The following is a 12165-nucleotide window of genomic DNA, read 5'->3' as shown; positions in this document are numbered from 1 at the left end:
AATAAAAAGCGGTCTGTTTTCACACTAGGGAAGTGAAAGAGACCGCTTTTGCGCTGACGTTATAGAAGTAAATGTGGGAGATGTGAAATGAGTTTTAAAGCTTTACAAGTTTGAGACAGCCAGTCTAAGGGTGGGATTTTAGATTTTGGGGCGTTTAGTAAAGCTAGTATGAAGTAATTGATGGGCTTTTTCCCCATAAGGTTCGCCGATATAATCCTGATATAACTTGAGAACTGCCGGGTTCTCATGGGATTTGCGCAAAGGTTTGGAGCGATCTTCTTGATAAATGGCATTAGCACGGGCCTCAAGGATTTCCAGGTTTCCATGGTGATAGGGTTGTCCTCCTCCTCCGATACAACCTCCGGGGCAAGCCATTATCTCGATAGCATCATAATGACTTTCCCCTGATTGAATCTTCTCAAGAATGGTTCGAGCATTCCCTAGGCCATGAGTAACCGCAATGCGGAAGTCACGCTCCCCGATGGGAATAACGGCTTCCTTGATTCCGTCCATCCCTCGAAGAGGTTCAAATTCCACATTTTCTAAGGGTTTTCCCGTCAACCATTCATAAGCAGTTCTTAAAGCTGCTTCAATAACTCCTCCGGTTGTTCCGAATACCACGGCAGCCCCGGTGGATTCCCCTAAGGGATGATCAAAATCTTCTTCTTTAAGAAGATCAAAATGAATTCCCGCTTCCCGGATCATTCGGGAAAGTTCCCGGGTTGTGATGACAATATCCACATCCGGGGTGACGGGGTCTTGGCCCAGCTCAGGACGAGCTGCTTCGTATTTTTTTGCAATACAAGGCATAATCGAGACTACGGTGATTTTCTGAGGATCAATACCATAAGTTTCCGCGTAATAGCTTTTAGATAAGACTCCTAACATTTGATGCGGAGATTTGCAGGTTGAGGGGATGTCCAATAAATCCGGGAATTGATGTTCGAAAAATTTCACCCAAGCGGGGCAACAACTTGTCAGAATGGGTAGGCGTCCGCCGTGTTCTATACGATGGATAAGCTCCGTAGCTTCTTCCATAATCGTCACATCTGCTCCAAATTCCGTATCAAAAACCCTATCAAAGCCCAGCCGGCGAAGTGCGGCGACCATCTTTCCCGTTACAATGGTTCCCGGTTCCAGACCGAAGCCTTCTCCAAGGGCGACACGGACAGCAGGAGCTGTTTCAACAATGACATAACGGGTTGGATCGTTAAGGGCCTTCCAGACCTTATCCACTTGATCGAGTTCCATTAAGGCACCGGTAGGGCAGACAGCTACACATTGTCCGCAAAATGTGCATGACGTATCGTGAAGAGGCAGATCAAAGGCGGTTTTAACAACTGTTTCAAAGCCCCGGCCTACCGCTGAATAGACCCCTACAGTTTGAACGTCGTTGCACATTGTTTCACAGCGTCGACAGCGAATACATTTGTTGGGGTCTCGAATAATCGCCAGACTGGATTTATCAATCGAAAATTCGGATTCTTCCCCTTCATAAGTAATATTTCGGACTCCTAAATCAGCAGCCAGAGCCTGAAGGTCACAATCCAGATTTTTAGGACAAGTTAAACATGATTTTGGGTGATCTGAGAGCAGGAGTTCCACCATAGTTCTTCTGCCCAGTATAGCACGCTGAGTATCTGTCTTAACCACCATACCGTCAAATACAGGAGTAGAACAGGCTGGCGCAAGATTTCGCCGGCCTTCAACTTCGACAACACAGACTCGGCAGGAAGCAATATGATTATTTAGTCTCATCTCATGAAGATTGAGATAGCATAAGGTTGGAATATCAATGTTAATAGTTCTGGCTGCATCTAAGATGGACATTCCTGCCGGAACAGTAAGCGATATGTCATTGATTGTAAGTTGTATATCCATGACAGAGTCCTCCTTTGGGGGTAACTTAATGGTGTACAATGGCACCAAAGCGGCATTTTTCCATACATACACCGCACTTGAGACAGCGCTCTTCGTCGATGATGTGAGGTTCCTTGACGGAACCGCTAATGCAATTTGCCGGACAATGTTTGGTGCAAAGAGTACAACCCTTGCATTTATCAGTAATCTTATATTTGACTAAACTCTTACAGACTCCAGCCGGACAGGATTTATCAACTATATGAGCCAGGTATTCGTCTCTAAAATACTCTATCGTAGAAAGAATGGGGTTAGGAGCACTTTGGCCGAGTCCACAAAGAGAGGTATCCTTAATAATTTTGCTAAGTTGCTCTAAACTATCTAAATCATCTAAAGTCCCTTTGCCCTCCGTTATTTTAGTCAGAATTTCGTGAAGGCGTTTTGTACCTACTCTGCAGGCCGTACATCGACCACAAGATTCGTCTACAGTGAACTCCAGAAAGAATTTAGCGATATTGACCATACAATCGCTATCATCCATAACAATTAATCCCCCGGAACCCATCATAGAGCCAATGGAGATTAAAGACTCATAGTCAATTGGAGTGTCTAAATATTTGGTTGGGATACATCCGCCTGAAGGCCCCCCGGTTTGCGCTGCTTTGAAACTCTTATGATTCTTGATTCCTCCGCCAATATCAAAAATTATTTGGCGGAGGGTGGTTCCCATCGGGACTTCAACCAGCCCCACATTGTTAACTTTTCCGGCTAAGGCAAATACCTTAGTTCCCTTGCTTTTTTCCGTGCCAATCCCTGCAAACCAGTCCGAACCTCTTAAAATAATGGGAGGGATATTAGCAAAGGTCTCCACATTGTTCACACAAGTTGGTTTACCCCACAGACCTTCTTGAGCAGGGAAGGGAGGTTTGACAGAAGGTTCTCCGCGAGCACCTTCGATGGAATGAATCAAGGCAGTTTCTTCTCCACATACAAAAGCCCCGGCTCCATATTTAATGTCAACATCGAAACTGAAATCACTGCCTAATATCTTTTCCCCCAGCAAGCCATACTCTCTGGCTTGGTTAATGGCAATTTCTAAGCGGTGAATGGCCAGGGGGTATTCCGCCCGTATGTAGATAAACCCATGAGTTGCCCCAATGGCTGAGCCGGCAATAAGCATGGCCTCTAAGACGCTATGAGGATCCCCCTCCAGGATAGAGCGGTCCATGAAGGCACCCGGATCCCCTTCATCCGCATTACAAATAATGTAGCGTTGAGCAGCTTCCCCTTGACTGGTCAATTCCCACTTTACCCCGGTAGGGAAGCCTCCGCCACCCCGCCCCCGGAGGCCGCTTTTTTTGATTTCTTCAATGACTGAAGCAGGAGACATGTTGAAAAGGACTTTAGCTAAGGCCTGGTATCCATCGGCGGCTATATATTCTCGAATGTCCTCAGGAGCAATATAGCTGCAATTGCGCAGGGCAATGCGAAGCTGACTGTGATAAAAGGGGAAATCTGAGGATAAACGCTGTTCCGAGCTGGGGTCAACATAGAGAAGACGTTCCACTTGTTTTCCTTGAATGAAGTGTTCCTCAACAATATCAGCAACATCTGTGGTAGAAACTTGGACATACATAATATTGTCAGGATGGATTTCAAGAATTGGGCCTTTTTCGCAGAAGCCAAAACAACCTGTCTGCAGTACTTCAACTTGATCAGATAACCCTCGTTGATTAAGTTCCTCTTTAAGTAAAGCTGCAATTTCCGGGCTGTCAGAAGCATGGCAGCCGGTTCCTCCGCAAACCATAATGTGTCGTGGTTTTCCTAGGGCCTCAAGGGTTGTTAGGGGGCTGGAAATACGCCGATTTTTAAGAAGAACAAGGCTTTGCCTTTTCAATTCATTAAGTTCTCCAGTGTCTTTGAGTTTCATTTGGATCCCTTCCTTCTACCATTCCAAGAATTGCACCCCGCTCAAATATTACTATTGCTGCCTTTTGCCTCTTCAGGCGTTCCTTCAGGGCGATATTTGGCAAGGGCTTGTTTTATGTCTGCAGTAGTTTCTAATCGTCCATGGACTTTTCCGTCCACTGTCATGACAGGAGCCAGGCCACAGGCCCCAATACATCGTACCGAATCCAAAGAGAAAAGCTGATCCTCAGTGGTCTGTCCGGTTTTAATCCCTAACTGGCTTTCAACTTCCTTTTGCAACTTTTCAGATCCCCGGACAAAGCAAGCAGTCCCCATACAAACATTCGCCACATGTTTCCCACGGGGCTTCATAGTAAAGAAGGAATAAAAACTCACAACACCATAAATTTTAGCCGAGGGGAGATCCAACTTCTGAGCAATGTGCCATTGAACTTTATCGGGTAAATAGCCGAAAATCTCTTGAGCTCTATGAAGAATTAGAATAAGGTTTTCTTTTTTATAGGGGATGCTGTCAATATAGTCATCCAATTGCTGATAGGGATCCTTAAGTAATGGGTTGTTACACATGATGTCCTCCTTAGTTAAAGGTGAATAGGCTAGTTAATCTGCTTCATTGGGGGTAGAACTTTATTTATAGTTCCCCAATTTTCCAAGATTTACGTATAAGTTAAGCACTGATTATGAAATATTTATCAGTAAAATCATCCGATGGTTTTGTAAATAACCTGTTAGATACAATGGGGCAATTAGCCCCTTACTTTCACCGAGACCCAAAAATCAGACACAAGAACGGGCACCTGTCTCGGAGAGAGAAGGACAGCTTCCGCCTAGAAAAAACGCTTGACGTTAACGTAAACTGGTGTCAGAATATTTATAATATTACTCGCCTAATTGATTATGAAAGGAGTGCAATTATTTGGTTGGTCAGCCCCTTGTGAGTATTTCTAGTTTGGCTCAAGAACTATGTATTACCCCCAGAACTATTCGTTATTACGAGGAGATGGGTTTGCTCACTCCAGTACACCTGGAAAAGATGAGCCAGCGCTTATATGGACCACGGGAAAGGGCCCGCTTAATCTTAATTCTGCGAGGTAAAAGGCTAGGTTTTTCTCTAGCCGAAATCAAGGAAATGATCGATCTCTATGACATTGATCGTACAGAAGGGCTTCAGCTGGAACGAGCTGTAGCTTACGGAGAAAAGCGGCTCCGGGAGCTTGACGAGAAGATCCAAGAGATGACTCTCTTGAAAGGAGAATTATTAGACTATCAGCAACAATTTACGGACTTACTTAAGAAATGTAAGGACAAAAACGCAAATGTTGCCGTGGAAGACTAACAGACAGTCATTAATTTTATGACTAATGGACTTATCAATGAGAAAGGTATCTGTGTAAATATCTGTAAAGAAGGAGGGTATTCAAATGTTTGATTTTCTCTTGACTGAGGCCCAGAAAGAACTACAAAATGAGGCCATAGCCTTCGTTAAAGAAAAAGTTCCCAAGCAGTTGATTCTGGATATGGACGAAGAAAAAGTCGTCTACCCGGTAGAATACCTAAAGGATCTGGGCCGGGCTAATCTCTTGGGCTTGCGTTTTCCTCAGGAGTATGGCGGCCGGGGCCTAAATTGGGTTGACGAAGTTGGAGTATTAGAGGAAATCGGGATTCTAGGAACAAGCCTTGCGTGCCTTTATTCACTCCCGTCCATTGTTGGAGAGGCGTTAGCTCGTTTTGGTTCGGAAGACTTAAAGCAGCGGTACCTCAAGCCAACCTTAGAAGGAAAAATCTATACTGCCGAAGCCCTGACAGAACCTCGGGGGGGATCAGACTTCTTTGGCGCTACTACTGTGGCTGTACGCGATGGAGCAGACTTTATTCTTAACGGGCAAAAGAGATTTGTGGTGGGTGCTGAAGGTGCAGATTATTTCATGGTTTATGCCAAGACCAACCCAGAGGGAAAATCTCATGAAAGCATGAGTGCCTTCATCGTTGACCGTGGCCCTGGAGTAGAAGTAGGGCATGTTTATGGACTAATGGGTACTAGAGGTGGGGGAGCAGGGAGAGTTATCTTTAAAGATGTCCGGATTCCCGGCATGAATCTCTTAGGCCAAGAAAACAGAGCCGCTGAGATCTTTTATCAGATGATGATTCCAGAAAGAATGACAAGTGCGGCGGGGGCTTTAGGAATGGCAAGAGCCGCACTCCAAGTAGCAACGGCATATAGTACTAAGCGTAAGGCCTTTAATCATACAATCAAAGATTTTCAAGCAGTGAGCTTTAAGGTTGCGGATTCAATAACTCGCTTGGATGCTGCTCGTGCTTTAGTTTACACGACAGCCAGAGCTATTGACTCTGGAGTTCCTGCAGCTCAGGGCAGACGCTTAGTCTCAGAGGCCAAAAAATTTGCAACAAGCACAGCTTGGGATGTGGTCAACAATGCTATGCAAATAATGGGAGGGATAGGTTATACAAATGTATTTCCCATAGAAAGGTTATTGCGGGATATACGGCTAATCATGATATGGACAGGAACTAATGAAGTTATGGATTTGATTATTCAACATGAATATTATAAAGAATTAAAAACAGAATTATTGAATCATCGGCTCATTGAAGAGGATGCCCTAAATGCCCATTTAAGTGAAGAAAAGGTTTATGAGTAAGCTTAAGCTTTTAACATAATAAAGACAAAGCACAAAAAAGACTCTGGCTAAATTAAATATTAGGCTAGAGTCTTTTTTCTCTGAAAGAGAACTGCAAGCTAAGTTATTGCTACTGATAGGAAAGCCTAGTATTAACTCTTAACTCTGTAACGCAGTCAAGGATATTTACCGGAGGGATTAGACTAGAGACCTAATGTAATCAACCTTTTCCTTGATCAACTGGTACTCTATTGCAAAATAGATTAAAATAAGTTGAAGAACCTTGAATTGTCGATAAAGTTTTGTAGGTGAAAGAAATGATCAAGAAAAATAATACTCGGAGTGCAAATCTGACTCTGGGAGGTATTACTCTAGGCTTCTTCGTAAGCTATCCCTTTTATCTTCAAGGGAGCGTTATTGGAGGACTTATCTCAAGTGGCTGCAGTGCAGGGATGATTGGAGGGCTGGCTGATTGGTTTGCGGTAACAGCTCTTTTTCGGCGTCCGCTGGGTATTCGCCCCAGTAGGATTTTGCGGACTGAGATTATTCCTCAGAACCGAGAACGCATTTTTGCAGCTTTAGCAGATATGGTACAAAATGAATTAATCTCACAGGAGCTGCTTAAACGTAAACTCTCGGCCTGGGATTTTTCCGGCGTATTGCTGCATGTTTTCCAGGAGCAGGAAGTTCAAGCAAAGATGAGTGATATGCTGGTTAATTTGCTGCAAGCTATCCGGAACCGGGAGGATCAAGAAGAACTCAGACGACAAATTAAAGAATTGCTTAATGATAACCTAAGAGATTTGAATCTATCCGCAACCTTGGCCGAGGTTATTGAGTTTTCAATGGAACACCGGGATATAGATAATATTTTGCAATCTATTTGCCATACAATCTCCGGCATCATAGATCAACCTGCGGTTCAAGAGACCTTGAAAGATATGATTGAAGCAGCCTTGAAAAGGTATGAAGATAATAACTCAACAAGAAAAATGATAGGTATGTTTCTCCCATCCTCAGCTGAGCTTGCCCAAGGGCTGCAAGCAAAGGTTAAAGTGACTTTAGAGGATGGGACAGTGCAAAAGTGGTTAAGGGATTTACTTCTTAAATTTGCTTTGGAACTTAAAACTAAGACTTTACTTCAAGAACGAGTTGATGGCTTGATTTTTGCAGCCTTAGATTCGGGGCTGAAAACCTTAGCGGTAAAAGATATTTTTGCTGGCCCCCTAGAAACTGGCTATTTAAACAACAACTGGCCTATACTTCTGGAAAAGTTTAAACAAAATAATGATCTGAGAGGGATGGTTAATCAAGAAGTCAAGAGCTTCCTTGATAAACAGATTAATATCCATCATAATGCCATCGGGCGCATTGTTCGTGAAGGCTTAGACCCTTTGACCGATGACAAGCTGATTGAGTTGATTGAGGATAAAGCAGGCAACGACCTGCAGATGATCAGGATTAATGGTTCAGTTGTGGGTGGTTTAGCAGGAATGTTGATTTACATACTTGGGATGGTGTTACGATAATGAATTATCACAAAAAAGCTAATCTCACTTTAGCAACGGTTTTTATACTCTTTATTACTGCAGCAGTAATCCAACACTACAATCCCAATGACTTGAAGATCAGGCTGGTGAATTTTGTTTTAGAAGCAGCATTGGTAGGGGGAATTGCAGATTGGTTTGCAGTTACAGCGATTTTTCAAAAGCCCCTGGGCTGGGGTTTTCACACAGCGCTTATTCCTCGGAACCGAGAAAAGGTTATTGAAGCTGTTGCTTCCATGGTTCAATCTGAGCTTTTGCGAATGGATCTTATCCGTCAGAAGATTGAAAAGCTTCCCTTTATGGATTCCCTTATTAAATACCTTGATCGGCAAGGTGGTTCTGAATATCTGGCGGAGAAACTGACTCCCTATCTTCAGGGATATTTAGAGAAACAAGCCCCCGATCAATTAGCAAAAAGGCTTACAGCCTATTTACAAGCTAATGCTCAGGCCTGGAACTTAGCGGTTAGGCTGCAGGATGGCAGCCGATGGGCTTTAAATAAAGGATATATGGATCAAATCCTGGATCAGATAGCAGAAGGATTATGGGATAAAGCGTCTCAAGTGGAAACACGGCAAATTATTGTGAAATACCTTGAAAAAATAAAACAAGAGAAAGTAAGCAACGGAGGAGCAATATTTCGTACTCTGTTAGGCTTTGTTGAAATGTCAGACGGCTTAAATCTTGATGAAGCCGCCGACGCTTTGCAGGTTGAATTGCTTTTAACCTTACGCAGATTAAAAGACCATAATAATCCTTTGCGTCTTAGTTTAAAGGACAAGCTGATGGAAGAAATAGAGTTGTTGGCCAAGGATCCTGAATTTTTCACTTGGGTCGATACTTGGAAAGAATCAGTCTTAGCTGACCCGTTGACAGAGCGCTTCTTAGAAACTGTTATTAGTACAGCCATAAAGTCTGCAATTATCCCATCGAAAACCATGGAGCCAACTGTGCTGGAGCACTTGCTTAAGCACTATATGGCAAAAATCTGGTATAACCTTCAAAACGATCAAGCTTTTTGCCAGGAGGCCAATTCCTTTCTCGTGGATATCCTTTGTCGAGTGATATACAATGAGCATCATGTCATCGGAAACATGGTAAGGGAGACGTTAGCAGAGTACACGGATCAGGATCTCAATCAGTTTGTCCAAGATAAAGCCGGGAATGACCTGCAATGGATTCGGATCAATGGTTCAATGATCGGCGGCTTTGTAGGGCTTATCTTATTTCTATTCTTAGAGTTTATCTATAACCCCTTCGTCATGCCTGCATTGATGAATTATATACCACACATCTATTAAGCAATTAAAATAGAGACCTTGCCCACTCTCTTGTTCGCTAGATAATTAACCTCTGTCCTCCGGCATCTGACCCCTGTTCTGGTAGGTATACAGGATTCTTAGGAAGAAAGTATTGTAATTGGTTTGACCTTTATGCTAGAATACCTATCATAAGGTTGTGCACAACCAAAAATCATATCTAGAAGTTAGGCAAAGCAATGGCGCTTTGAGATACTCGTAAAGAGTACTCTCAAAGCGCCTTTAGTTTTGACAGGGTAATTGCCTGTTTCTTAAGCCTAGATTAAGTCAGATTGCCTTAGGCAATCGAAATGTATTGGTCATTCTCGGATTTTTTCTGGAAAAATAAGTGGGACTAAGTGGGACTAAGAATACCCCTATGGGTGGGCATGGTGTAACTAGTTTTCTTAAGTAAGGAGGAGAAATTATGGATACGGGAGATACAGCCTTTATACTACTATCCTCAGCTATGGTTTTGCTGATGACCCCGGGTTTGGCGCTTTTCTATGGAGGTATGGTTCGTAAAAAGAATGTTCTTGGTACATTTATGCATAGTTGGATTACTATCGGACTTATTTCGCTGCAATGGATTTTAATAGGGTTCACCTTAGCTTTTGGAACAGATCAACATGGTTTAATTGGAGGGCTGGATTGGTTAGGGTTAAATGGAGTTGGAATGGATCCTAATCCAGACTATGCTGCTACTCTTCCCGCAATTGTCTTTATGGCATTTCAAATGATGTTTGCTGTAATAACCCCTGCCTTAATTAGCGGCTCAATTGCGGAACGGATGCGGTTTCCAGCATTTATATTATTTATTCTTTTATGGGCAACCTTTGTCTATGATCCTGTAGCACACTGGGTTTGGGGTATTGGCGGTTTCTTAAGAAATCTTGGAGCACTTGATTTCGCAGGAGGAAATGTGGTTCACATTAGCTCGGGATACTCCGCCTTAATTGCTGCCTTAGTCCTTGGAAAGCGTAAAGGCCTGGGTAAAGAATCCATGGCACCCCATCACCTGCCAATGACGGTTTTAGGTGCCGGGCTCCTGTGGTTTGGCTGGTTTGGCTTTAATGCCGGGAGTGCCTTGGGTGCTAATGGTTTAGCAGGTATGGTTTTTGTTAATACGAATACAGCTGCCGCTGCAGCTGCAGTCTCGTGGGCCTTAGTAGAACGAATGCATAGGGGAAAAACCACGATGCTCGGTGTAGCCAGTGGAGCTATTAGCGGTTTAGTTGCTATCACTCCGGCTTGCGGATTCGTAACCCCCCTCTCCTCAATAGTAATAGGTTTAATTGGTGGCTTAGTTTGTTACATTGCTATCAGTATACTCAAAGCAAAATTCGGCTATGATGATGCGCTAGATGCTTTTGGATGTCATGGAATCGGAGGCACCTGGGGAGCTCTGGCAACAGGAATCTTTGCGACGAAAACAATTAATTCCGCCGGCGCTGATGGACTGCTTTACGGAAATCCTGCTCAGTTAGGAATACAAGCGACAAGTGTTTTAGTGACAGTAGTGTTTGCTATCGCGGCTACATTCATAATTTTAAAAGTTATTGGTCTGGTAACCAAGCTGCGGGTAAATGAAGAACAAGAGGCCAATGGTTTAGATCTATCACTGCACGGAGAAACTGCTTATTCAGAGTTTATTTAACCTCTAAGTTAGGAAATTCCTAAGTGCTTGGTTACAAGCAAAATGAATCAATGGAGGATTTAGTATGAAAAAGATTGAGGCTATTATACGACCCGGGAAATTAGACAATGTCAAGGATGCGTTAGGGTCTAACGGGGTCAACGGTTTAACTGTGACTCAAGTAATCGGATGTGGAAAACAAAAAGGGAATACCCAGGTCTATCGAGGGGTAGAGTATACAATTCACCTCATTCCAAAGGTGAAAATAGAAGTTGTTGTGCCAGATATGGATGTTGATAAGGTCATTGAAATAATTACAAAAATAGCCCGAACCGGGGAGATTGGTGATGGTAAAATCTTTGTATCCTCAATCGAAAATGTCTATACAATAAGAACGGGAGCGAGTGGAGAAAACGCTTTATAATACTTTAATTGCTAAACAAGAAGGGGATATTATCAGAGTTCAAAGGTATCATAAAAATAATTGGAGCAAAAATAGTTCAGAGATGTAAAGATCGTTCTCATTATGGGAACGGTCTTGTCTTTTATTTAATCCGAAGATTCCCGCTTTAGGTGGATAGGAGGCACTCAACTTTAGAAGCAATCTAGCTAAAAATGGTGTAAAGAAAATAAATGTAGTATATCCAAATGTTAACAATTTCTAAAGTGATTCGTATACTGTAGAAAGAATGAAAGGGGGATTTAAAATGGCATTCGGAACTGGCGGAACTGGCGGTCTGGGAGCTGGCATTGCGGTTGTAGTTGTTATTATTTTGCTCCTCATCGCAATGGGAATTGTATTCTAGCCTCAAACTTATCTCTATGACGATTTTAATCCTCATTGCTTTATGAGTTATCTTCTAAGTTATCTAAAGGACGGGGCTTCCTGATGGCTAGGGAGCCCGTTTTTGTATTCCTTGTAAGCTGAGATTAATTAAGAAGGAGGGTGAAGAATGTCAATCAGAGGATTTAAGCTGTTTGATAATCCTAATGCTTTAAACCTTAGGCATACTATGGGACAAAGCCCAGTGCCCATGAGAGGCCTGGAGCGCTTTATGCAGAAAAGAGGAATGACCTTCCCAAACTCAAACTACCCAGGCCCTAATATGCCAGGAGAGGTCAGGGGTCAATTGAGCGATCTTAAGGTGCAGGAACCAACTGAAAAACAGGGAGGAATTAAAGAGTTCCTTAGTCGATTTACACGTAAAAAAAGTTAATAGTGAAAATCGACCGTAATACAAAAAAGTTCTCCCGCA

10 protein-coding genes are annotated in these 12165 nt (G+C 43.0%); 7 read left to right on the top strand and 3 right to left on the bottom strand.

Going from position 1 to position 12165, the window contains the following annotated elements; translation table 11 throughout:
• Positions 1 to 138: 138 nt before the first annotated feature.
• The 3 genes from DP73_RS18650 to DP73_RS18640 are packed head-to-tail and all read right to left on the bottom strand — an operon-like array spanning position 139 to position 4356.
• On the bottom strand, positions 139 to 1881 hold the full coding sequence (locus DP73_RS18650; protein WP_034601614.1) for an NADH-dependent [FeFe] hydrogenase, group A6: 1743 nt from the start codon (positions 1879 to 1881) through the stop codon (positions 139 to 141).
• Between the two features lie 25 nt (positions 1882 to 1906).
• On the bottom strand, positions 1907 to 3790 hold the full coding sequence (locus DP73_RS18645; RefSeq protein ID WP_034601613.1) for an NADH-quinone oxidoreductase subunit NuoF: 1884 nt from the start codon (positions 3788 to 3790) through the stop codon (positions 1907 to 1909).
• Positions 3791 to 3831: 41 nt separating this feature from the next.
• The gene (locus tag DP73_RS18640; protein ID WP_034601612.1) at positions 3832 to 4356 is read right to left on the bottom strand and encodes an NAD(P)H-dependent oxidoreductase subunit E; all 525 of its coding nucleotides are present in this window, start codon (positions 4354 to 4356) and stop codon (positions 3832 to 3834) included.
• Between the two features lie 349 nt (positions 4357 to 4705).
• On the opposite strand from DP73_RS18640, the gene DP73_RS18635 reads away from it, so the two are divergent.
• From DP73_RS18635 to DP73_RS18605, 7 genes are all read left to right on the top strand, one after another.
• Positions 4706 to 5125: a MerR family DNA-binding transcriptional regulator gene (locus DP73_RS18635; RefSeq protein ID WP_034601610.1), complete on the top strand. Its 420-nt coding sequence runs from the start codon at positions 4706 to 4708 to the stop codon at positions 5123 to 5125.
• Between the two features lie 85 nt (positions 5126 to 5210).
• Positions 5211 to 6449 carry an acyl-CoA dehydrogenase family protein gene (locus DP73_RS18630; protein ID WP_034601607.1) on the top strand — a complete coding sequence of 413 codons (1239 nt, stop codon included), beginning with the start codon at positions 5211 to 5213 and terminating at the stop codon, positions 6447 to 6449.
• A gap of 296 nt (positions 6450 to 6745) precedes the next feature.
• Positions 6746 to 7957: a DUF445 domain-containing protein gene (locus tag DP73_RS18625; protein WP_034601606.1), complete on the top strand. Its 1212-nt coding sequence runs from the start codon at positions 6746 to 6748 to the stop codon at positions 7955 to 7957.
• Positions 7957 to 9276 carry a DUF445 domain-containing protein gene (locus tag DP73_RS18620; protein WP_034601604.1) on the top strand — a complete coding sequence of 440 codons (1320 nt, stop codon included), beginning with the start codon at positions 7957 to 7959 and terminating at the stop codon, positions 9274 to 9276. Before DP73_RS18625 ends, DP73_RS18620 begins: the two co-directional genes overlap by 1 nt.
• 424 nt (positions 9277 to 9700) lie before the next feature.
• Entirely contained in the window at positions 9701 to 10930 is a 1230-nt protein-coding gene (locus DP73_RS18615; RefSeq protein ID WP_034601603.1) for an ammonium transporter, read from the top strand.
• Positions 10931 to 10994: 64 nt separating this feature from the next.
• Positions 10995 to 11333, top strand: coding sequence for a P-II family nitrogen regulator (locus DP73_RS18610; protein WP_034601602.1), 339 nt, complete (start codon positions 10995 to 10997; stop codon positions 11331 to 11333).
• A 529-nt stretch (positions 11334 to 11862) separates the two neighbouring features.
• Positions 11863 to 12126 (top strand): hypothetical protein, encoded by a 264-nt coding sequence (locus DP73_RS18605; RefSeq protein ID WP_034601600.1) that lies wholly within the window; start codon positions 11863 to 11865, stop codon positions 12124 to 12126.
• The last annotated feature ends 39 nt before the right edge of the window (positions 12127 to 12165 follow it).

It is taken from the genome of Desulfosporosinus sp. HMP52 (assembly GCF_000765145.1).
Lineage (GTDB): Bacteria > Bacillota > Desulfitobacteriia > Desulfitobacteriales > Desulfitobacteriaceae > Desulfosporosinus.
Note: the sequence above shows the minus strand (reverse complement) of the source record. Positions and strands in the feature narration are given on the sequence as shown.